This is a genomic window from Nostocoides sp. (assembly GCF_037045025.1).
Taxonomy (GTDB): domain Bacteria; phylum Actinomycetota; class Actinomycetes; order Actinomycetales; family Dermatophilaceae; genus Nostocoides_A.
This window is the reverse complement of record NZ_JBAOHM010000015.1, coordinates 157,007-177,303: the sequence shown is the minus strand read 5'-3', so window position 1 is coordinate 177,303 and position 20,297 is coordinate 157,007. Positions and strand designations below refer to the sequence as shown.

Below are 20,297 nucleotides of genomic sequence, written 5' to 3'. Positions count from 1 at the left end.
TTAGGAGTCAGGCAACTTCTCTTCTACGGTGAACGAGCGACTTACGGGAGGACACCATGACAGCGCTCGCCGGTGGCAAGGGAGCGTTCACCAAGAACGACTACGCCTACGCCGAGGTGCGCCGCCGCATCCTCAGCGGCGAGTTTGGCCCGGGTGCCGTCGTGGGACAGGCGGCCCTCGCGGCCGAACTCGGACTCAGCACGACGCCGCTTCGCGAGGCGCTCAAGCGCCTTGCCGCGGAGGGTCTGGTCATCCTTGAGGCCCACCGCGACGCCCGGGTCAGCCCGATCACCGCCGATGAGGCGGAGCACTTGTATGAAGTCCGCCTCTACCTCGACCCAGTCGCGGCATCCCTTGCGGCACAGCGCCGTACGGTCAAGGATGTGGACGCGATCACGCGTGCTCTCCAGGCGATCCGCCCGATCTCGATCGCTGACGACCTCGACGCGTTTGCCCTGCACCGAGAGTTCCACCGGGCCATTCACGTGGCCGCCACCAACCCGATCCTCCTGGAGACGCTCGACCGGCTGTGGGACCAGGCCGACCGCTATCGAATCATCGGCATGCGGACCGCCACGGTCGAACCGACCGATCTGGCTCGGGTCGAGCGACAACACCAGATGATTGCCGAGGCCGTCGTCGACCAGCAGCCCGAGTTGGCCGCGGCGATCATGCGGGAACACATCGCCCAAAGTCACGGCCGGAAGGCGAGCGCCTCCCTCCGCTGAGCCCCGTCCTCTGTCGGCCTCATGGATCACGGCTTGCCGATTGAGCTTATAGCCTATAACATTTGCTCAATCCCGACTGGTCGAAGGACGGAACGCATGAACGCAACCGTGAGCCCGAGTCGCGAGTCGCGCGCCCCACCGTCCCCGCGGCGGGATCGTCAGCGGCGACCAGCCATACGCGAGGCCACCGACGAGCAGCGACCAGAGGACGAAGATCACTAGCGCCACGGCGCCGGTGGCGAGGCCGACGACCAGCTTCGCCGTCAACAGCCGGGCGCGCCCCACCGGGGCGGTCAGCAGATAGCGCAGCGACCCCCAACTCGCCTCCGCCGGAACAGAATCACCGACGAACAACGCCATCAGGACGAGGATGAGCAGTTCGGCGGCGACGAGCAGCATGAAGACGGCGAAGTTCGCGGCCCCGCTCGTCGCCAGATCCGAGAAGCGGGAGCCGCCCGGGTCACCGCCATCGCCGAGCGCGAACGACGCGACGACGATCACCGGCAAGGCGACGAGAATCCCGAACGCCCACATGGTGCGCGGTCGCCGAATCTGGCGGCGCGCCTCTGCTCGCCACGGCAGGGCGCGGTATGCCGTCACGACCGGCCGGCCGAAATCGAGGCTCATCGCGGGCGCACCTGCCGCAACCGCTCGGTGCGATGATCGACCGTCTCGGCCGCAGCCGGCTCGTCCGGGGGCCGCCCGATCCCGGCGATCGTCTCGAGGAAGACGTCCTCGAGACTGCGTCCGCCCGGCCACCCCGAGGTCACCGACCGCCCCGGCCGCGACGACGCGCCCGGCGTGCATGACGACGACGTGGCTGCACGTCATCCCGACCTCGGCGAGCAGATGACTGGAGACGACGACGGTCCGTCCGCTCGCGGCATACCGCTGGAGGATCGGACGGAGGCCGGCGATCTGCGGCGGGTCGAGCCCGTTGGTCGGTTCGTCGAGAATGAGGACCGCCGGCATGCCGAGCATCGCTTGGGCGATCCCGAGCCGTTGCCGCATCCCGTGGCTGTAGGACTTCACCGGCCGGTCGAGCGCGCCGCCGAGAGCGGCGACGGCGAGAGCCTCCTCCATCCCGGCCTCGTGCGCCGGGCGAGCGGTCGCGGCCCAGTAGGCGCGCAGGTTCTCCCGGCCGGTCAGGTGCGGACGAACCCGGGCCCCTCGATGAGGGTTCCGACCTGCGTGAGCACCGGCGCGCCCGGGCGGACCCGGTGCCCGAGGATCCGGGTCTCGCCGGCGTCGGGATGGATCAGCCCGACGGCCATCCGCAAGGTCGTCGTCTTGCTGGCACCATTGGGACCGAGCAGGCCGACCACCTGTCCCGGCCGGGCCGACCAGGTGACGTCGTCGACCGCCCGGTGGCCGTCGCCATACACCTTGGTCAGCCCGCGTACCTCGAACGCCGGACCGTCCAGGGCGGCACCCGTGCGGCGCCGCGCCCGCCGAAGCAGCGCCAGAGCCCCAGCGCCCGGCAGTCCAGGCAGGCGAGGAAGGTGCCCTCGGGGCGCACATACTGCACACTCGGAAGATGTTGGGCGACAAGGCGGCCCAGCAGATCCCGGTTCTCGTCGAGACAGGCGATCAGGGCATCGAGCCAGGCTCCGCCGTCCCGGAAGGCGGCCGTGTGGGCGAGCACCCCGAAATGGCTCGGGCCGTGGCTGACCTCCTCGGGAATGCGCGCCAGGTCGCCCGCCGCGTCCGGTCCGGCGATCGCCAAGGCCGCCTTGAGCCCGGCGAGGTTGAACGCCTTCGACGCGGAGGTCAGCGCGATCGCATCCTCGGCCCCGGGGACGCTGAGGTAGGGCGTGAAGGTCGCCCCCGGCAGCGCGAGCGGCGCGTGGGTCTCGTCCGAGATCACCCGCACCCCGTGCGTGCGCGCGAGCGCGGCCACCTCGGCGAGCTCGCCCCGGGTGGGGACGGTCCCGGTTGGGTTGTGCGGGTTGCTCATCAGGAACACCGGCTGGTTGCTCTCGCGCCGGGCCCGGGCGAAGGCCTCCGCCAAGGCGACGGCGTCCGTGCGCCGATCGGCTCCCAAGGGTGCCTCGAGGATGCGCCGGTCCGCGTGCGTGACGAACGCGAAGAAGGGCGCATACACCGGCGGGCAGACGACGACCACGTCACCCGGGTCGGTGAGGACGCGCAGCACCTCGGCGATCCCCATCATGACGTCGGGGACGACCATCGTGCGCTCGATCGCCAGCCCGTCCCAGCCCCATCGCTGCGCCGCGAAGTCGCGCAGGGCTTCGGCGTATGCCGTCCCGGCCGGATAGCCGGTATCGCCCCCGGTCAGCGGCTTCGGCACGGACGGTGCGGCAGCCATGCGGCAGCCATGCGGCCACCGTAGGCCAGGCCGCAGCCTGTTCGGACCGTTGGACGCTCCGTCGACGCAGGCGGGGGCAGCGTTTGGTCGGCTGCCCGACGTCGCTCAGGTGGGTGCGGAGCCTGCGGGCAAGTCGGCGAGCAGCCGGTAGGGCGCGGAGGAGACCAAGCCCGGGAACTTCTTGCGCAGCCGGGAAACCTCTGCCCGAGTCGTGACGGCCGAGTATTCGGACCCCCAGACGCGGCGGGACAGTTCATTCACGCTGAGGGGGCTTTCGCTCTCCGCGAGCGCCCCGAGGATCGCCACATGCCGGGCGCTCAGCTCGTGCGTCGTCGTCACTCCGCCGATCGCGGTCGTGAGGATCCCGCGGGCGGGGTCAAGGCGGTAGGCGACGTCGACCTCCCCCATGGCGACCGGGACGAGCAGCACCGTCCCATCGAGGTGGGATGTGCGCATGACGCCGAGCCCCGTCAGGACGGCTCTGTCCGCTGGTCCGGCCGGCAGCGAGATGTGTGCGGGTGGGACAACCTCGTGGGCGCCGATCACCCAGCCGTCCGGGTCGGTGAGGACCCACGGGCCCGAGAGGCTGGCCACGAGTGGGAGGGACGCCGACCGCAGCCGCTCGAGCCGGGCCCGGTGGGTGTCATGCAGGTGCAGCTCGAGTTGACGGGCCAGGGAGTGGACCAGGGCGAGCAGGGCCGGATGCCCGAGGCGGACCGCGCCGGAGATGTCGATGACGGCGATGACGTCCCCGGTTGCGGGGTCGGTGATCGGGGCCGCCGCGCACGACCAGGCGTGCTGGTTGCGACACCAGTGCTCGGGGCCGTGGATCTGCACAGCGTGGCCAAGGTGGGCAGCCAGTCCGATCGCATTGGTTCCGACCTGACCTTCGCTCCAGGCGGCTCCGTCAACGAAGCCGATCCGGTCGGCGAGCCGCAGGGCGCGTGGGCCACCGAAGCGCGCGCCCACACGGGATGCCGAGGTGGCGAGCACGCCGACCAGGTCGCTGTCGGCCAGGCACGGTTGCAGCGCCCGACCGATCAAGCGGACGAGGCTGGCGCTGCGCGAGCCGTATGCCGTGGCGAGCTTCTCGACCTCGGCCGACACCGCGGCCACGTCGATCAACGGGTTGGGTTCCTCGGGGACTAGGCCAAGCTGCTGCATCCGGTTCCACGACGCCTCAACGAGCTGGCGCGGCCGGATCGGGGTGGGCTTGCCGCAGACGAAGGCGGCATGCAACTGGGCCATCTGACGGGCATGGCGACGCGGGTCGTCATCGAACAGGAGCGCGGGCTCCGGTGTCGCGACTCGGCTCATCGCCTTGGTCCAGATCTCGATGCGGTGCTCTCCGGATCGAGATTACACGTCCACCTGACGCGTTGCATCCTGTTGCATTCGACGGTGTTCGCCGCCCTCCCTAGCGTGGCCAGTGACCCGCGGGACCCGGCGTCCGGCCCGAGGCCCCATCCCGTCGACGTGAGGAGGCCACCGATGGATCTGTCCACGCAGCAGCAACTAGACGCCTACCGGAAGATGTCCATGATTCGGGCGTTCGAGGACCGGCTGCACAAGGAGAACGCGACCGGGGCCATCCCCGGGTTCATTCACCTGTATGCCGGTGAGGAGGCCATCGCGGTCGGCATGTGTGAGAACCTCACCCGCGCCGACAAGATCGCCTCGACCCACCGCGGGCACGGTCACTGCATCGCCAAGGGCTGCGACGTCCGCGGCATGATGCTCGAGATCTACGGCCGCAAGGAGGGCCTGTGTCACGGCAAGGGCGGCTCGATGCACATCGCCGACCTCGCGGTCGGGATGCTCGGCGCGAACGGCATCGTCGGCGGCGGTCCGCCGTTGGCGATCGGGGCGGCGCTCACGTCGAAATACCGCAAGGACGGATCGGTCGCCGTCTCGTTCACCGGTGACGGCGGCTCCAACCATGGGTTCACCCTGGAGGCGCTCAACATGGCCGTCGTCCTGCAGCTGCCGATGGTCTTCGTCTTCGAGAACAACGGGATGGGCGAGGCAACTGGTGCGGACTTCGCCATCGGGTCGAAGGACATCGCCTCCCGCGCAGGCAGCTTCGGTATGCCGTCGGCCACGGTTGATGGAACCGACTTCTTCGACATGTACAGCGCCTCCAAGGAGGCCGTGACCAGGGCTCGCGAGGGCGGCGGCCCGTCGGTCATCGAGGCGACCGCGGTCCGGTTCTACGGCCACTTCGAGGGCGACCCGGGCCTATACCGGACCCCGGACCAACTCGCCGAGCTGAAGGAAACCAAGGATCCGCTGGTCCACTTCCGCGCTCGCACCCGCGACCGCATATCGGCCGAGGACCTCGACGCGATCGACGCGGAGAACGTCGCGCTGGTCGACGCGGCGGTGGCCGAGGCCCAAGAGGCCGCGCTGCCCGACCTGAGTGACGTGGACGCCGACGTCTACGTCTCCTACTGACCGACCTCGTGACAGGAGAGGAGAACCAACCGTGACCAGCATGAGTTTCCGTGAGGCCGTCCGCGCCGGTATGGCCGATGCGATGCGTGAGGACGAAGACGTCGTCCTGATCGGCGAGGACCTGCGCGGCGGGAAGGGCGGGTTGAATCCCGACAAGACCGTCGAGGCGTTCGGTGGCGTGTTCGGCGTCACCCAGGGGCTGTGGACCGAGTTCGGCGACGACCGGGTTATCGACACCCCGATCTCCGAGGCCGCCCTGCTCGGGATGGCGGCCGGGGCGGCGGTGACCGGCCTGCGTCCGGTCGCCGAGTTGATGTTCATGGACTTCTTCGGCGTCGCCTACGACACCATCTACAACCAGGCGGCGAAGTTCCGGTACATGTTCGGCGGCAAGGCCCGCACCCCGCTCGTCGTTCGCGGGATCATCGGTGCCGGGGCGAGTGCCGCTGGGCAGCACTCGAACTCGCCCTACAACATCTTCACCTCGACGGCCGGCCTGAAGGTCGTCGTCCCCTCCAATGCGTATGACGCCCGCGGCCTGCTCCTCGAAAGCATCCGCGACGACGACCCGGTGATGTTCTGCGAGCACAAGATGCTTTACGACCTCAAGTCCGAGGTCCCGGACGAGCCGTACACCATTCCTCTCGGGGTTGCGGCCTATCCGCGCGAGGGCACCGATGTCACGGTGGTCGCGCTCGGGCAGATGGTCAACTTCGCGGTGACGGTCGCGGACAAGCTGGCGCCCGAGGGCATTTCGGTCGAGGTCGTCGACCCGCGGACCACCTCACCACTGGACGAGGACGGGATCTTGGAATCGATCGCGGCGACCGGGCGGCTGGTCGTCGTGGACGAATCGGCGAACCGGTGTGGGTTCGGCCATGACATCGCCGCGCTGGCGGCCACGAAGGCGTTCGACTCGTTGAAGGCGCCGATCCAGCTCGTCGTCCCCCCGCACTCGCCGGTGCCCTTCTCGGCGGTCCTGGAGAAGGAGTGGCTGCCCGGGCCTGACCGGATTGAGGACGCCGTTCGGGCCGCCGTGGGGGCATGACGATGTCGACGATCGTCGCGGTTGAGATCCCCAAGTGGGGGATGACGATGGAGGAGGGCTCGGTCACCGAGTGGTTGGTCGCGGTCGGGGACACCGTCGCCGAGGGGACCGCCCTCGCGACGGTCGAGTCGAGCAAGATTTCCGCGGAGGTGGAGGCGCCAACCGCGGGTGTGGTTCGTCGCCTGGTGGCCGCCCTCAACGAGAGCCTCCCGGTCGGTGAGGTCATCGCCGTCATTGCCGATGCGGCAGCCACGGATGCCGACATCGACGCCTACTTGGCCACCAGGACGCCGGCCGGCGCCGCGGCCGAGGCACCGGCAACCGCACCCGCGGCGGCCGGCACGCGGGACGCCGGCGCCCCCGCGCCTCCCGAGAGCGCAGAGCCACCTGACGTCCTTGCGGCCCCGTCGGCCAAGCCGGCGCCGGCCGCCGTGCCCGGGGAGGTCCCCACGTCCTCCGGCGCTCCTGCAGCGGTGGCAGCACCAGCGCCCGCATCCGGTGCCACGCGGATCCCCAGCGCACTGCAAGGCGCCGACGAGACCGAGGTGCCCGCCACCTCGCATGCGCGGCGGCTGGCCACTGAGTACCGGATCGCCTTGTCGGGCATCACGCCAACGGGTCGCGGGGGTCAGGTCACCGTCCGGGACATCGAGCAGGCCGTCCGCTCTGCAGGTGGACAGCTTGGCTTCGGCAACGACCGTGTCCGAGTCCCCAGGCTCCCGGACCGGCGGGACGACTCCGAGGTCCTCGCAACGCCGCACGCGCGCCGGCTCGCGACGGAGCACGGGATCAACCTGCGCCAGTGCCGGGTCTCGGGTCGCGGCGGCCGGGTCCTCGTCGACGACGTCCTTGCCGTCATGGCGCGGCGCAGCATCGGCACCGAGCCACCCCCGGCAGCGCCTGCGGCGGCCGGACCGGCGGCGCCCGTCGCCGGGTCGGGCCAGGTGGGCAATGAGCCGACCACCGTCGCGATGTCGAGCATGCGGCGGGTGATCGCAGACCGGCTGCGATCGTCCTACCTCGACTCCCCGCACTTCCGGGTCACCGCGCACGCCGACATCGGCCGGTTGCTGGAGTTGCGCACGGAGATCAACGACAGCCGGCTCGATGCCCGGGTGACCGTCAACGACCTCCTCGTGGCAGCGGCGGCCAAGGCCCTGGTCGCGGTGCCGGGCGTCAACGCGCAATACGACCCCGGCCGGCAGGAGATCACCCAGTTCGCGCACGCCGACATCGCGGTCGCGGTCTCGACGGGCCAGGGCTTGATCACCCCGATCGTCAGCCGCGCCGACACCCGATCGATCACCGACATCTCGGCGCAGATCACCGACCTCGCCACGAGGGCGAAAGCGGGGACCCTGCGGCCGGATGAGTTCCAGGGCGGCACATTCACGATCTCCAACCTGGGGATGTTCGGGGTGTCGGGTTTCGATGCGATCATCAACCCCCCCCCAGGTGGCGATTCTCGCGGTCGGCGCGACCCAGTCCACGTTCGTGCCGGGCGACGACAGCGCCCCGGTGGTGGCGTCGCTGCTGCCGCTGACCCTCGCCAGCGACCACCGCGTCGTCGACGGGGCGCTGGCCGCGCGCTTCCTGCAGCACCTGTGCCGGGTCCTGCAGACGCCGAGCCTGATGTTCGCCTGACGGGAGGCCGCGATGACCGATCAACCGGACGAGACCTACGACGTCATCGTCATCGGCGCCGGCCCCGGCGGCTACGTCGCCGGGATCCGGGCCGGCCAGCTGGGCCTGCGCACGGCAGTCGTCGAGCGGGCCGAACTCGGCGGGATCTGCCTCAACTGGGGCTGCATTCCGACCAAGGCGTTGCTGCACGGCGCCGAGGTTGCCCGGGCGGTCCGCTCGGGCGCCGAGGTCGGGGTGTTCGCCGAGGCGCCCCGGGTGGAGGTCTCGGCGCTCGTCGCGCACTCGCGGCGCACCGCCGGGCATCTCGCCTCGGGTGTCGGCGCCCTACTCAAGGGCAATGGGGTCGAGGTGGTGGCCGGGACCGTCACCGGGATCGACAAGGGCGAGGTCCACGTCGAGATCGCGGGCCGGGCCCGCACGCTCGGCGCCGAGCACGTCATCGTCGCCACCGGTGCCGGACCGCGCAGCCTGCCGGGGATCGTCCCCGACGGCTCGCTGATCTGGACCTATCGCGAAGCTCTTGTCCCGGGGTCGATTCCGGAGTCTCTTGTCGTGATCGGCTCGGGTGCAATCGGGTCGGAGTTCGCCTCCCTATATGCCGACCTCGGCACCCGGGTCGTTCTCGTCGAGTCCCTCGACCGGATCATGCCCGCGGAGAGTTCCGAGGTCTCCGCGTTGATAACCAGGTCGTTTAACCGTCGCGGAATCACGACGATGGCCGGAGCGCGGGTGGAGTCCGTGCGTCCCGAAGGTGACCGGGCCGCCGTGTCGATCACCGATTCCTCCGGCACCCAAAGCACAATCGAAACCGAGAAGGTCCTGCTCGCTGTCGGGGTCGCGCCCAACAGCGCGGACCTCGGTCTGGAGCGCTTCGACATCCTCGACCGGGGCGGTTTCATCAAGGCCGATTCCCTCGGCCGGACCGGGGTGTGGGGACTCTATGCGATTGGTGATGTCGCTGGCGGCCCGTGCCTGGCCCACAAGGCGAGCGCGGAGGCGATCCGGTGCGTGGACGCGATCGCCGGTGTGCGCCGCGTGCCCGAGCCCGACGACTGGCGAGACTGGGTGCCGCGGTGCACCTACACCACCCCCGAGGTGGCCAGCATCGGGATCGACGCGCGTGCCGCCCAGCAGCGGGGACGTCGCATCACGACCGGCCGGATCAACATGTCGGAGAACGGCCGTGCCCTCGGTGCCGCCGAGACTGAGGGCTTCGCCCGGGTCGTCGTCGACGCCGACACCGATGCGATCCTCGGGGCGAGCCTCGTCGGTGCCGGAGTCACCGAGCTGATCGGAATGCTCGCGGTCGCCCGGGCCGGCAGGATGACCGCCACCCAGTTCGCGCGCTCGATGCTCCCGCACCCGACGCGCAGCGAGATCGTCCACGAGGCCGCCCTCGCGGCCTTGGGGTGTCCGGTCAACAGCCTGTGAACGCCCCGTAGGGGAGCAGGGAGCAACCGCCCGAGATGGTCTCGGGCGGTTGCTCCCTTTTCGGCCCTTGACAGAGTCGGCAGTTAGGTGGTTCATTAGAAAAGCAACGAACCGAAGAAGTGAGGCCGATGTTCGAGGGGCGCGAGCCGATCTACGTGCAGATCGCCGAGGCGATCCGCGGCGAGATCCTCGCGGGCGCTCTGGCCGAGGGGGATCAAGTGATGTCCACGACGCAGTACGCGACGACCTACCGGATCAACCCGGCGACGGCGGCCAAGGCGTTCGCCGAGCTCACCGACGAGGGCCTGCTGGTCAAGCGCCGCGGGATCGGGATGTTCGTCGCACCGGGCGCCGCCGAGATGCTCCGAGAGGAGCGCCGTTTGGCCTTTGTCACCGACCGGCTCGAGCCGCTGATCCGCGAGGCGGCCGCACTCGGATTGACCGCCGGAGAACTGACTCGGCACATCCAGACCCACATGTCCACCCCCGCCATGACGTCGACGAACGGCCAAGGACGATGACGACAATGACCCACCCCGCGAAGTTGAGTGCTGCCGCCACCCCGATGGGCGCCGGCCTCGCAGTTCGCACCCACCACCTCGACCAGCGCTATGGGAAGACCGCGGCGTTGACCGACGTGAACCTCGACCTGGCTGCCGGGCGAATTCACGGCCTGCTCGGGCGCAATGGCGCCGGCAAGACGACGCTGCTGGCCGTGCTCGCCTCGCAGATGCCCGCCACCCTTGGCGAGGTCGAGGTTGGCGGCCGTTCTCCCTTCGAGGACGAGACGATGATGGCCCAGACCTGCCTGATCCGCGAAAGCGGCAATGTCGTCGGGGATGAGTCGATCGCGTGGAACCTCGACTTCCACGCGCTCGCCCGCCCGACCTTCGACCCGGTGTGGGCGCAGGACTTGCTCGACGCGTTCGGCCTGAATCCGAAAGCGAAGCCGGACAAGCTCTCTCGCGGTCAGCGCTCGTGTGTCGGCGCGGTTATCGGCCTCGCCTCGCGAGCCCCGGTGACGATGTTCGACGAGGTGCACATCGGCATGGACGCCCCGACGAGACAACGGTTCACGGATCTGCTCATCGCCGACTTCGCCGAGCATCCGCGCACGGTGATCTTGTCCAGCCACCTGATCCAGGAGATCGAGTACCTCCTCGAGACCGTGACCATCCTTCACCGAGGCCAGGTGGTGCTCAGCGCGGACGCCGACGAGGTCCATCGCCAGGGCCTGACCGTCACCGGCCCGGCCGCCCGCGTCGACCACTTCACGGCCGGCATGCCCATTCTCACGACCCGCGACCTCGGTCCGACCAGGCAGGTGACCGTGTACGGCCAGGTGGATCCGGCCGCTGTTGCAGCCGCCGAGAGCGCCGGCCTGACGATCTCGGCCCCCGGCCTCCAAGACCTGTTCATTCACCTCACCGAGGATGCACGATGACCACCGCAACGCTTCCTACCCCTGCAAGAGGAATGCCCCGATGGCTGCGTATGGCCGGATGGCAGGCGATGGGCCACGCGTCGGTTTTCGCGGGCTTTCTCGCGATCGCCGTGGCTGTCGTCGTGGTCGTTCTCTTCTTCGTGGGCCGCGCCACCACGCCGACGATGTCCGGCTTCCAGTTCGCCCAACAGGTTGCCCCGTGGATCCCCTTCGCCGTGGCGATTCACTACGCGACCAGCTGGCTCGGCCCGCACGTCGCCGCCGGGATGACCCGGCGCAGCTTCGTGCGCGCCGCCATCACCGCCGTTCTCGTGCTCGCCGTCTGGGGGGCCGTCGCGCTCTGGCTGCTGCTGCGGATCGAGCGCTGGCTCTACGGCCGACTGGGGTGGACAGCGGGGGCGGACGGCAGCCGGGTCTCGGCCGCGGAAACAGCGGCTCTCCCCTATCTGTGGGGTCTCGTCCTCCTGCTGGCGGTCGCCGGACTGACGGGCCTGGTCGTCGGACTGACCTATTTCCGATTGGGGTCGGTGGCCACCTTCGCCCTGCCCCTCACCATGATCCCGATGGCTGCGCTGGTCCTCGTGCTTGACCCGTTGACCATGTTCACCTTGGCCGTGTTCACTCGTGACGGCCGCGCCCTCACCCCGCCCGCCCTCGGTCTCGGTGGCGTCCCGGCGAGCGTCGTCCTCGGCCTCGTGCTCCTCGCCCTGACCACCGGTGCGGTGCATCTGCTCTCCCGGCGGGTCCCGATCCGCAGCGCCCGCGCCTGATCCTCACCCCGCGGTCCGAGCGAGTCACCCACCGGCGCTGGGCCGCCCGATCAACCGCCGCTAAATCGGCGGCTTAGAAGACGGGTTTGCCACCGGTGACACCGAGGACCGTGCCGGAGATATAGGAAGCCTCGTCCGAGGCGAGGAAGACGTATGCCGCCGCGACCTCCACGGGATGGCCGGCGCGCCCCAGCGGCGTGTCTGCCCCGAAGCCGGAGACTCGCTCCGGCGGCATGGTCGACGGGATGAGCGGAGTCCAGATTGGGCCGGGGGCAACGGCATTGACGCGTATGCCGCGCGGCCCGAGCTCGCTGGCGAGGTTGACCACGAGGTTGTTCAGTGCCGCCTTGGTCGATGCATAGTCGAGCAGGTCCTCAGACGGTTTGTAGGCCTGGACTGAGGTGGTGACCAGGAGGCAACCGCCGCCTTGCAACTCGCCCGCGAGCGCGTGGATGAGCCAGAACGGGGAGAAGACGTTGGTCGCATAGGTGCGTGCGATCTGCTCGGGAGGGAACTTCTCCAGCGCCTGGTAGGTCATCTGGAAGGCGGCATTGCACACCAACACGTCGAGGCCGCCGAGGGCCGCCACCGCGTCCGTGGCGAGTTGCTGATTGGCGGCCATCTCGGTCAGGTCGGCCGGGAAGAGGTGACAACTGCCGCCGCCGCCCTCGATGACCCGTTGGGTGTCCTTCGCGTCGCCTTGCTCGGCGGGCAGGTAGGAGATCGCGACGGTCGCGCCCTCCTTGGCCATCGTGATCGCGATTGCCCGGCCGATGCCGGAGTCGCCACCGGTAATCAGGACCCGCTTGCCGACCAGCCGATCGCGCGGGGTCCAGGAACTCTCGCCGTGGTCGGGCGCGGGGTGCAGGTCGGTGATGGTTCCTGGCCAGTGCTGGCTCTGGGCGGGGATGCGGGAGAGCTTGGCTCGGGTCATGGTGTGAGTTTCACCGGTGATTCGCCACTCGTGGCGATTAGCCGCCCACGATTCAGCAGGTCAACGCTGGAGTGCCGCCGGGACTGGGAGACGCTGGCCCCCAGCACGCCCGCTAGCTCCGCTGGGGGTGCCTGCGCCCCACTGTGTCGCGGGTGCGCTAGCTCCAGCGCCCAAAGCATGGTCGGATGGAGCTGTGAGCAAACGTAAGCATGGTGGTTCGCGCCGTCCCCCGCACCGATCGGCGACGCGGGGGCGGCAGACTCCGCGTGAGCACGAGACGGGACTAAGCAAGCAGGACCAGGAACTCGCCAACGGAATCCGCGAGGCGATGCGTGCCGGCGATCTCGCGCTCGCCTCCCTAATGTCAGCCATGTTGGACATCCTCGACCCGAGCGTCGAAGTCGACGAGCTGCCCGAGAAGCCGCTGCTGAGTGATCTCGTGGACAGCTTCCTTGATGTCTCTATCGCCGAAACCACTGCGGCGCTTCATATCATCGCGACCCTCACCACCGATGAGCTGGTGGCGGCGCGCATCCGGCGGGAGTTGTCCAACCGTCGCCATCCGCTCCCGCTGGATGTTGCCGGCCTCGCGGAGCTGCGGGTCGTCCGCGCTACGCAGATGGTCGTCCCGAACGACGTCGGCGACGACCTCATCCTTGAGCTCGCCGGCGCGGGAGTTCGTGGCATCTGCCTGCTCGTCTATATTGACCACCGCTACGGCACGGTCGTCAAGGACGCCTTCTTGATGCCGTCCAGCCTCGATGACGCCGTCGCCGAGCTGCGCGAGATCGCCGCTCGCGAGGGCCATTGGGCGGACTTTGTCCCGGTCGACCTTGCCGACGCGCGGGCCCGGATGCAGGATGCGATCAGGGCATACGAGACCATCGACCACGGCATCCCGCCGGGCGAGACGTGGCCCGGCCTGCGTCCGCTCCTGCGTTTCCTCATCCGTGGCTTGCCGGACGGCGGCACAGGATATCCCGAGCGCGACCCCGCCGAATTCCTCACCTACGACGAGGACGAGGAGTTCGACGACTACCTCGAGATGGAGGCCACCGAACTCGCGCATGACTTCCTCGAGTCTCTTGACGACGGCGCAGCCGACATCGGCATGCACCCCGCCGACCACGACCTGGCCCACGCCTTCGCGCTAGCGACGCTCGATCTCCTCGAGGAGGACTACCGGTGGGAGCCGGGCGATATCAAGGACCTGCTGACGCAGATACTGCCCGTCCTCCTCTCCGGCGAGCCCGAGGAGTATGCCCGGGCGCCGCAGCTGCTTCCCGCCTTCGTCGGCTATTGCCACCACACCGGTGGAGTGCCGCGCAAGGCGACTCGGCTCGCCCTCGCCGCGATCGACCGGTGGACGCCGGCATTCTTGCGGAAGCGCGACGACCCCGCGGTAGTGCGCGAGCGAGAACTCCTTGAGGACGACGACGTGGTGGATGGGGAGCCGGTGATCGACCTCGCCCGGGCCGTCGCGGAGCTTCGGGATGAGTCCCTCATCCGCTTGCTCGGCTCGCCGGAAGCGGCCGAGACTCTCGACGCTCGACCGCTGCCCGACGAGGAACTCGACGTCAGCGGGCTGCCCGAGGACATCATCTCGCGCGTGCGGCATACGGCCGAACTCATCGGCGGGGTTGCCGCGCTGTGGGACGACATCGAACTGCGCACCGCTTGTCGACGGTTGCTGACGCGAATCGCTCGCGCCGACGCCGAGATTTTCCGCAGGCGATCCAAGGACGAGACCGCCGCGGGCGCGATCGTGTGGATCATCCTCAAGGCGAACGACGGGACGCGCGCCGGGAAGCCCATGCAGCAGGTCATGGACGCGCTCGGGCTGCGCAGCAGCCCGTCCCAGCGGGCCGGCGTGATGCTCGACGCGATTGGGGTGGAACACACCGCGTATGGCCAGTTGACGCTGGGAGATCCCGGCCTGCTCACCGCCAGCACCCGGGCCCGGATTCGCACCTGGCTCGATTTGATGGACGAGCAGTTCGGCGAGTGAGCCAGGCCGCGGTTGTGGCGGGCTCACCAGGTGCGGCCCCCCGATCTCGGCAGCAGGGTGGACTGCGGGCCGAAGGTGGCGCGCTCGCGGCGCTCGAAGCGACGGTGGGTCAGCAGCCACAGGAATCGAGCGGCCCGCGGGGCGTCGGTCAGCGCGGCTGGCGGGCCGGGTCGGGAGGCCATTGAAGGCCCATGGGACCAGCGCCAGCATCGTCCCGTGCGACAACCCCTTTTGGAAGTGCTCGCGCTCGGCCGCGGCATACGGACGGGTCTCCTGGTCGCCGGGGAGGCCGGCATCGGCAAGACGTCGCTGATTCAGTCGGCACTGGCGCGCGCGCCGGTCTGGCATCCGCGCGTTCTAGCTACACCACCGACGTCCCCACGGCGTCTGGTTGATCGGAGGGCGCCGGTCTTAGCCAGCGCAGCAGGTGAGCGTAGGTCTCCTCGTTATTGAGCAACCCGAGGTGGGTGACCCCGCGCACGACGGCGATCCCGTCGTGGGTGAACCGGCGCTGGACCGACTCGAGCTCGGCGTGGGCCGCAGAGGCGACCGGGACGAGCAGATCCCCGAGCAGTTCGGAGACCGGGGCCGCCAGCGTGGGCCCGGTGACGCCGACGACGGCGTGGTGGCGGATGTCGGCCCGTGGTCCGGGATGCGTTCGCCGGTCGGTGGGGTCGTCGTGGTCGTGGGATTCCCAGTCGGCGGCAACGATATTGCCGTGGGCGAGGTCGCGGATTCCCACGCTGCGCAGCCGTAGGAATTCGGCGGCGAACCGAGAGCGCTCCCGTCGCCCGAACCGTTCCACCGCCGCAAACAGGCCACGCGCGATCGGGGCGCCATGGTGTGGACTGCCGAGCGTGACCGTCTCGGTGACCAGCGCGATCCAGGACGGGTCGGGCTCGCTGGCGAGGGCGCTGTGGATGACCAGCCCGCCCATGGAGTGGCCGATGAGGACGATCCGTTCGACCGGCATCGGCCACGCAGCGACGAGTTCGGTGAGCAGGCTGCTCAGATCCCGGCCGTTGTCCGAGATCCGCAGGCCGGTGTTGTAGCGCACCATGACCGGGGTGAGCCCGAGATCGGCCTGCAGCCGCTCGGCATACGAGCGTCGCTTGATGCGCGCCAGTCGCCAGGCCGCCTCGGTCTCGAAGAGGCCGTGGAGGAAGACGACGAGGTCGGGTGAGACCTGGTCGTATGCCGTGGCCACGCCCTCGCGGGTCAGCTCCACCGCGCTCCCCGATCGCCGGACCTGCATGGCCGGAGCGATCGAACTCGACTCGCGCAGCAGGGTGTCACCGTGCAGGCCGAGACCAATCGCCAGGGCATGGTGCGCAGCGGGGCCGTCGTGGAGACTCAGCCGGGACTCGTCGCCGTCCTTCATCCGGTGGGCGGCAACGGCTCCCACGACACGGGCACCGGCGTCGACGCCGCGCGAGGTGAGGGCATAGACGCCGCTCGTGATGGTGTCCGAGAAGACCCGAATGGGGGTGGCGCTGGGGCCGACGACGGCACCGACAGCATCGTGGACGGTGTCGCTGACGGCGAAGTGGGCCCCGCGGACCAGGTCGGTGACCTGACGCAGGTAGGTCCCGGCAGCGCGCCCGGTGTCTTTGGCCTCATCCGATTTCACGGTTCCATGATGACGTGCGGCGAATGCCGTCACTGGTCGGGTGTGACGGACATCCCCGGTCAAGGCAGAAAGCATCGGTTGACAGTTATATAACCGTACGACTATTAATAGATCATGGACGCGTTGATGCACGCCGTGAGCGACCCCAGCCGGCGGGCCATCCTCGAGCAGCTTCGAGGGGGCCCGGCGACCGCCGGCCGCCTCGGCGACGGGTTGGACCTCAGCCAGCCGGGAGTCTCGCGGCACCTGCGCGTCCTGCGCGAGGCCGGCCTCGTCGAGGTCGAGGACCGCGGCCGGGAGCGGGTCTATGCCCTGACCCCCGAGCCGATGGCCCAGCTGGACGACTGGCTGGCGCCTTACCGGGCCCTGTGGGTGCAGCGGATGTCCGCACTGCACACCGAGATTGCCCGCGGCCGACGTGCTGCGCGGGTGGCCAAGGGACAGACCGAAGAAGCGACCAGTGCCACCCCGCGCGAGCGATCTGGCAGGTAATCGAAAGGAAACGAGCAATGAGCGACACCATCGTGACGACGACGGACAACAAGACCGGGAGTGTTCAGGTCGAGGACGTCTTCGCGACCGACCCGGCAGATCTGTGGGAGGCGCTGACCGACCCCGAGCGGCTGCGGCGCTGGATCGCGGAAGTCGAGGGGGACCTGCGCGTCGGCGGGATCTTCCGGGCGCGGTTCACCAGCGGCTGGGAGGGATCCGGCGAGGTGCTCGTCTGCGACGCCCCCAGTCGACTCGTCGTGGAGACGACCGAGGACGGCGGCGCGCCGACCACCGTCGAGGCCCGGTTGCAGGCGGTGGCCACGGGGACGCGCTTGGTCATCGAGGAACGCGGGATCGCGGCTGGGCAAGTTGCGGCCTACCGGATCGGCTGGCAGGTGCACGTCGAGGACCTCGGCCGGTATCTGCGCGACCAGCCGATCGCGGACTTCGCGGCGAGGTGGCGGGAGTTGGCCGAGGAGCCGGCCGACGCCTGAGCGGGGGCAGAACGGGCAACGTCACCGAGGGATCGCCAGCGCGCACTGGTGCTCGACGACCGCGCGCAGATAACCGCGGTACTGCTGCGGGTCGAGGCCGGTGCTGATCGCCAGCATGGTGACGGCATAGGTCGAATACATCGCGTAGGCCGCGACCGTCGCCTCCTCGTCCGGGAACTCCCGCCCGGCGTGCGCGCACCAGCGGGCGGCGACGGCCTCGATGACCCCGGCCATCCGGGCCTCGTTCTCGCGGCCGTCGACCCGGGCGACATACGCGGCCCAATAGTCCCGGAAGAGTTTCCGATTCGCGTCGGCGACATCGAGCGTCACCGAGAAGTAGCTCCACACCTCGTCGGCCAGGCTGCGCTCGGGTGTGGGGGGAACGGACGAGATTGCCCGCCAGACGTCGAGGGCGTAGCTCGTCGCCGACTCCTCCATGACGAGGAGGAAGAGCGAGGCCTTGTCCCCGACATTGCGCACCGTCCCGGTGGACACCTCGGCCGCCGCGGCGATATCGCGAACGGACGTGCCGGCATACCCTCGCTCGATGAACAGGCGCAGCGCCCACTCCTTGACCCGGTCCTCGCGCTCGAGCTGGCCTGCGCGCCGGACGGACATGGGCTCAGCCTAACAAATTGTACGCGTTCAGTGAACGTGTGCAACTATGGAGGTATGCCGCCGGCAGCCTCCTCGCCGCTTCCTCATCGATCGCTGTTGCACCGGATCGGGACCACCGCCGGGCAACACCCGTGGCCGGTCATCGTCGTCTGGCTGCTCCTCGTCGTCAGCCTCGGGGCCGTCGGCGGCTCGGCGGCCCAGAAACTCACCGAGGGCGGTGGCTACGACGAGCACGCCGACTCCTGGCAGAGCTTCGTCGCGCTCAACCGGGCCTTCGGCGACCGGATCGAGGACGTCACCGTCATCTATTCGACGACCGACAACCGCCCCGTCACCGACCCGCCGATCGGCCAGGCGATTGCCAAGGTGCTCGCCGCGCTCCCGCCGGACCGGGTGATCGGGGTCGTCAATGGACTCGAGCAGCCGCCGCAGGCCGGTTATGTGAGCCGGGATCTGCGGGCGGTGCGCGTCGCGATCACATTGCGCGAGAACGGAACCGCGGAGAAGTCGGACACCAAGCAGAAGCTTCTCGACTATCAGGACATCGCGCCGAAGCTCGTCGTTGATCACCCCGGAATCCGCACCGACGTCGGCGGGATCTACTCGATGGCTGACGACGTCGTCCGCGCCGTCGCCGACGACACCCGGCGGGCGGAGGGATTGGCGTTGCCGATCGTCGCCGTCCTCGGGGTGCTCATCTTCGGCGGCCTCGTTGCCGCCCTGCTGCCGCCGGTCGTCGGACTCGTCGCCCTGGTCATCGCGATGGCCGCTGTGTCGGTGACGGCCGACCACGCCACCGTCACGTCGCAGGCGCTGACCGTCGCGAGCATTCTCGGCCTCGGGTTGGCGATCGACTACTGCTTGTTCATCGTCAACCGGTTCCGGGAGGAGTTGCGCGACGGCCGCGGGCGGGAGGCGGCCGTCGCCGCCCTCGGCCCGACGCTGGCCACCGCGGGCCGGACGGTGGTGTTCAGCGCGGTCATCGTCGCCGTGTCCATGGCGACTCTGCTCGTCTTCCCGCTCGCCCCGCTGCGCTCGCTCGCCTACGGGGCGATTCCCGCGGTGCTCGGCGCCGCCGTCACCTCGATCGTCCTGCTCCCCGCCGTCCTCGCCCTGCTCGCCCACTGGGTCAACGCCTGGCATGTCCCGGGGACGCGTCCGGCCACCGTCCTGCCCGAGGAGGCCGACCGGCACGGCGCCTGGGCGGCCATCGCCCACGCCGTCATGCGCCGGCCGTGGATCTCCCTCGGCGCGGTCACCCTCCTCGTGCTGCTCCTGGCCGCGCCTTTCCGGAACGTACACTGGGGCAGCGTCGACGAGGGCGTGCTCCCCGCATCCGCGCCCAGTCGGCAGACGCTCGCTACTCACGATCGGCACTTCGGCGGGACCGAGTCCTGGATGTACGCGGTGCTGGTGGGCGCGGACGCGACGGCCGCCACGGCATACGCGAGGCAGGTGGACCAACAGGTGCCGCAACTGTTGCGCGTCGTGCCGGCGGGCACCACGGTCGTCGACGGGCGCCCGCACAGCCTGGTCCAGATGGCCTACCCGGGGCACCCGAACGACGCGAGCGCGAGCGCGCTCGTCCCGAAGGTGCGGTCGGTCGCCGGACCGGCGGGGGTGCAGGCCTTGGTCGGGGGCTCGAACGCGCTGAGCGTCGACCAGCGGGCGGTCATCGCCGACCGGCTGCCGGTGATGCTCGGGCTTCTTGCGGCCTCGATGTTCGTCCTGCTGTTCCTCGCCTTCGGGTCGATCCTGTTGCCGGTCAAGGCGATCCTCGTCTCGGCGATCTCGATCCTTGCCTCCTTCGGGATCGTCGTGTGGGGCTTCCAGGAGGGTCACCTCGCCGGGCTGCTGGGCTTCGAGTCGCCGGGCTACACCGAGCTGACCACCCCGGTCGCGATGGCGGCGGTGCTGTTCGGGCTCTCGATGGACTACGAGGTCTTCCTGCTCTCGCGGATCCGGGAGGAGTGGGATCGCACCGGCGACAACACGCTCTCGGTCGCCCATGGGCTGTCCCGGACCGGGCGGATCATCACCGGTGCCGCGCTGCTGCTCGGGGTCGTCGTCGGCTGTTTCGTCATCTCCGAGGTGATCATCGTCAAGATGCTCGGCGTCGCCATGCTCACCGCCCTGCTCCTGGACGCGACCTTGATCCGGGGCGTGCTCGTGCCCGCGTCGATGCGGCTGCTGGGCCGGTGGAACTGGTGGCTGCCCGATCCGCTCGATCGGTGGTGGCGCCGGCACCAGCTCACCCACACGTGAGCGGGCCA

The 20,297-nt window shown here is 69.6% G+C and carries 21 protein-coding genes and 2 pseudogenes; 14 read left to right on the top strand and 9 right to left on the bottom strand.

Going from position 1 to position 20,297, the window contains the following annotated elements; all coding sequences use genetic code 11:
• Positions 1–56 precede the first annotated feature (56 nt).
• Positions 57–728 (top strand): GntR family transcriptional regulator, encoded by a 672-nt coding sequence (locus V9G19_RS19970; protein WP_462287163.1) that lies wholly within the window; start codon positions 57–59, stop codon positions 726–728.
• Between the two features lie 66 nt (positions 729–794).
• Here V9G19_RS19970 and V9G19_RS19965 read toward each other — a convergent pair whose 3' ends face one another.
• The 4 genes from V9G19_RS19965 to V9G19_RS19950 all read right to left on the bottom strand — a co-directional run bounded on the left by V9G19_RS19965 (position 795) and on the right by V9G19_RS19950 (position 4,374).
• The gene (locus tag V9G19_RS19965) at positions 795–1,859 is read right to left on the bottom strand and encodes an ATP-binding cassette domain-containing protein (RefSeq protein WP_462287605.1); all 1,065 of its coding nucleotides are present in this window, start codon (positions 1,857–1,859) and stop codon (positions 795–797) included.
• Positions 1,860–1,873: 14 nt separating this feature from the next.
• The gene (locus V9G19_RS19960; protein WP_462287604.1) at positions 1,874–2,113 is read right to left on the bottom strand and encodes an ATP-binding cassette domain-containing protein; all 240 of its coding nucleotides are present in this window, start codon (positions 2,111–2,113) and stop codon (positions 1,874–1,876) included.
• Between the two features lie 5 nt (positions 2,114–2,118).
• Positions 2,119–3,057 carry an aminotransferase class I/II-fold pyridoxal phosphate-dependent enzyme gene (locus V9G19_RS19955; RefSeq protein WP_462287162.1) on the bottom strand — a complete coding sequence of 313 codons (939 nt, stop codon included), beginning with the start codon at positions 3,055–3,057 and terminating at the stop codon, positions 2,119–2,121.
• 105 nt (positions 3,058–3,162) lie between these two features.
• Positions 3,163–4,374, bottom strand: a complete 1,212-nt coding sequence (locus V9G19_RS19950; RefSeq protein ID WP_462287161.1) for a GAF domain-containing protein — start codon at positions 4,372–4,374, stop codon at positions 3,163–3,165.
• Positions 4,375–4,548: 174 nt separating this feature from the next.
• Between V9G19_RS19950 and V9G19_RS19945 the strand changes: the two genes are divergently transcribed.
• From V9G19_RS19945 to V9G19_RS19935, 3 genes and pseudogenes are all read left to right on the top strand, one after another.
• Positions 4,549–5,511: a thiamine pyrophosphate-dependent dehydrogenase E1 component subunit alpha gene (locus tag V9G19_RS19945; RefSeq protein WP_462287160.1), complete on the top strand. Its 963-nt coding sequence runs from the start codon at positions 4,549–4,551 to the stop codon at positions 5,509–5,511.
• Between the two features lie 40 nt (positions 5,512–5,551).
• Positions 5,552–6,559 carry an alpha-ketoacid dehydrogenase subunit beta gene (locus V9G19_RS19940; RefSeq protein ID WP_462287603.1) on the top strand — a complete coding sequence of 336 codons (1,008 nt, stop codon included), beginning with the start codon at positions 5,552–5,554 and terminating at the stop codon, positions 6,557–6,559.
• Positions 6,556–6,783 (top strand): annotated as a pseudogene (locus tag V9G19_RS19935) (biotin/lipoyl-containing protein); the annotation flags it as partial. The gene V9G19_RS19940 and the pseudogene V9G19_RS19935, both read left to right, overlap by 4 nt.
• A 47-nt stretch (positions 6,784–6,830) precedes the next feature.
• Here V9G19_RS19935 and V9G19_RS19930 read toward each other — a convergent pair.
• Entirely contained in the window at positions 6,831–7,010 is a 180-nt protein-coding gene (locus tag V9G19_RS19930) for a hypothetical protein (protein ID WP_462287159.1), read from the bottom strand.
• Here V9G19_RS19930 and V9G19_RS19925 point away from each other — a divergent pair.
• The 6 genes and pseudogenes from V9G19_RS19925 to V9G19_RS19900 form a co-directional block, all read left to right on the top strand.
• Positions 6,991–7,950 (top strand): annotated as a pseudogene (locus tag V9G19_RS19925) (2-oxo acid dehydrogenase subunit E2); the annotation flags it as partial. The gene V9G19_RS19930 and the pseudogene V9G19_RS19925 overlap by 20 nt on opposite strands.
• 64 nt (positions 7,951–8,014) lie before the next feature.
• Entirely contained in the window at positions 8,015–8,203 is a 189-nt protein-coding gene (locus V9G19_RS19920) for a 2-oxo acid dehydrogenase subunit E2 (RefSeq protein WP_462287158.1), read from the top strand.
• A 12-nt stretch (positions 8,204–8,215) separates the two neighbouring features.
• Positions 8,216–9,634: a dihydrolipoyl dehydrogenase gene (gene lpdA / locus V9G19_RS19915; protein ID WP_462287157.1), complete on the top strand. Its 1,419-nt coding sequence runs from the start codon at positions 8,216–8,218 to the stop codon at positions 9,632–9,634.
• A 128-nt stretch (positions 9,635–9,762) separates the two neighbouring features.
• Positions 9,763–10,155 (top strand): GntR family transcriptional regulator, encoded by a 393-nt coding sequence (locus tag V9G19_RS19910; protein WP_462287156.1) that lies wholly within the window; start codon positions 9,763–9,765, stop codon positions 10,153–10,155.
• Between the two features lie 5 nt (positions 10,156–10,160).
• Complete coding sequence (locus V9G19_RS19905) at positions 10,161–11,078, top strand: ATP-binding cassette domain-containing protein (RefSeq protein ID WP_462287155.1); 918 nt, start codon at positions 10,161–10,163, stop codon at positions 11,076–11,078.
• Positions 11,075–11,848: a hypothetical protein gene (locus V9G19_RS19900; protein WP_462287154.1), complete on the top strand. Its 774-nt coding sequence runs from the start codon at positions 11,075–11,077 to the stop codon at positions 11,846–11,848. Before V9G19_RS19905 ends, V9G19_RS19900 begins: the two co-directional genes overlap by 4 nt.
• A 73-nt stretch (positions 11,849–11,921) precedes the next feature.
• Here V9G19_RS19900 and V9G19_RS19895 read toward each other — a convergent pair whose 3' ends face one another.
• On the bottom strand, positions 11,922–12,782 hold the full coding sequence (locus tag V9G19_RS19895; RefSeq protein WP_462287153.1) for an SDR family oxidoreductase: 861 nt from the start codon (positions 12,780–12,782) through the stop codon (positions 11,922–11,924).
• 193 nt (positions 12,783–12,975) lie between these two features.
• Between V9G19_RS19895 and V9G19_RS19890 the strand changes: the two genes are divergently transcribed.
• Complete coding sequence (locus V9G19_RS19890) at positions 12,976–14,790, top strand: hypothetical protein (RefSeq protein ID WP_462287152.1); 1,815 nt, start codon at positions 12,976–12,978, stop codon at positions 14,788–14,790.
• A gap of 23 nt (positions 14,791–14,813) precedes the next feature.
• On the opposite strand, the gene V9G19_RS19885 is transcribed toward V9G19_RS19890, so the two are convergent.
• Positions 14,814–14,972: a hypothetical protein gene (locus V9G19_RS19885; protein WP_462287151.1), complete on the bottom strand. Its 159-nt coding sequence runs from the start codon at positions 14,970–14,972 to the stop codon at positions 14,814–14,816.
• 179 nt (positions 14,973–15,151) lie between these two features.
• Positions 15,152–16,420 (bottom strand): lipase family alpha/beta hydrolase, encoded by a 1,269-nt coding sequence (locus V9G19_RS19880; RefSeq protein ID WP_462287150.1) that lies wholly within the window; start codon positions 16,418–16,420, stop codon positions 15,152–15,154.
• 114 nt (positions 16,421–16,534) lie between these two features.
• On the opposite strand from V9G19_RS19880, the gene V9G19_RS19875 reads away from it, so the two are divergent.
• Together V9G19_RS19875 and V9G19_RS19870 are read left to right on the top strand one after the other, a co-directional pair.
• Positions 16,535–16,912, top strand: a complete 378-nt coding sequence (locus V9G19_RS19875) for an ArsR/SmtB family transcription factor (protein WP_462287149.1) — start codon at positions 16,535–16,537, stop codon at positions 16,910–16,912.
• Positions 16,913–16,929: 17 nt separating this feature from the next.
• Positions 16,930–17,406 (top strand): SRPBCC domain-containing protein, encoded by a 477-nt coding sequence (locus V9G19_RS19870; RefSeq protein WP_462287148.1) that lies wholly within the window; start codon positions 16,930–16,932, stop codon positions 17,404–17,406.
• A 21-nt stretch (positions 17,407–17,427) separates the two neighbouring features.
• Here V9G19_RS19870 and V9G19_RS19865 read toward each other — a convergent pair whose 3' ends face one another.
• Positions 17,428–18,024 (bottom strand): TetR/AcrR family transcriptional regulator, encoded by a 597-nt coding sequence (locus V9G19_RS19865; protein WP_462287147.1) that lies wholly within the window; start codon positions 18,022–18,024, stop codon positions 17,428–17,430.
• Positions 18,025–18,078: 54 nt separating this feature from the next.
• Between V9G19_RS19865 and V9G19_RS19860 the strand changes: the two genes are divergently transcribed.
• Positions 18,079–20,289, top strand: a complete 2,211-nt coding sequence (locus V9G19_RS19860; RefSeq protein WP_462287146.1) for an MMPL family transporter — start codon at positions 18,079–18,081, stop codon at positions 20,287–20,289.
• Positions 20,290–20,297 lie beyond the last annotated feature (8 nt).

Excerpts from the sequence above, each read along its gene's own strand:
- lpdA (WP_462287157.1), top strand. The coding sequence starts at position 8,216 with ATGACCGATCAACCGGACGAGACCTACGACGTCATCGTCATCGGCGCC.
- V9G19_RS19950 (WP_462287161.1), bottom strand. The coding sequence starts at position 4,374 with ATGAGCCGAGTCGCGACACCGGAGCCCGCGCTCCTGTTCGATGACGAC.
- V9G19_RS19970 (WP_462287163.1), top strand. The coding sequence starts at position 57 with ATGACAGCGCTCGCCGGTGGCAAGGGAGCGTTCACCAAGAACGACTAC.
- V9G19_RS19885 (WP_462287151.1), bottom strand. The coding sequence starts at position 14,972 with ATGGCCTCCCGACCCGGCCCGCCAGCCGCGCTGACCGACGCCCCGCGG.
- V9G19_RS19865 (WP_462287147.1), bottom strand. The coding sequence starts at position 18,024 with ATGTCCGTCCGGCGCGCAGGCCAGCTCGAGCGCGAGGACCGGGTCAAG.
- V9G19_RS19900 (WP_462287154.1), top strand. The coding sequence starts at position 11,075 with ATGACCACCGCAACGCTTCCTACCCCTGCAAGAGGAATGCCCCGATGG.
- V9G19_RS19860 (WP_462287146.1), top strand. The coding sequence starts at position 18,079 with ATGCCGCCGGCAGCCTCCTCGCCGCTTCCTCATCGATCGCTGTTGCAC.
- V9G19_RS19895 (WP_462287153.1), bottom strand. The coding sequence starts at position 12,782 with ATGACCCGAGCCAAGCTCTCCCGCATCCCCGCCCAGAGCCAGCACTGG.
- V9G19_RS19955 (WP_462287162.1), bottom strand. The coding sequence starts at position 3,057 with ATGGCTGCCGCACCGTCCGTGCCGAAGCCGCTGACCGGGGGCGATACC.
- V9G19_RS19875 (WP_462287149.1), top strand. The coding sequence starts at position 16,535 with ATGGACGCGTTGATGCACGCCGTGAGCGACCCCAGCCGGCGGGCCATC.
- V9G19_RS19910 (WP_462287156.1), top strand. The coding sequence starts at position 9,763 with ATGTTCGAGGGGCGCGAGCCGATCTACGTGCAGATCGCCGAGGCGATC.
- V9G19_RS19905 (WP_462287155.1), top strand. The coding sequence starts at position 10,161 with ATGACCCACCCCGCGAAGTTGAGTGCTGCCGCCACCCCGATGGGCGCC.
- V9G19_RS19870 (WP_462287148.1), top strand. The coding sequence starts at position 16,930 with ATGAGCGACACCATCGTGACGACGACGGACAACAAGACCGGGAGTGTT.
- V9G19_RS19945 (WP_462287160.1), top strand. The coding sequence starts at position 4,549 with ATGGATCTGTCCACGCAGCAGCAACTAGACGCCTACCGGAAGATGTCC.
- V9G19_RS19940 (WP_462287603.1), top strand. The coding sequence starts at position 5,552 with ATGAGTTTCCGTGAGGCCGTCCGCGCCGGTATGGCCGATGCGATGCGT.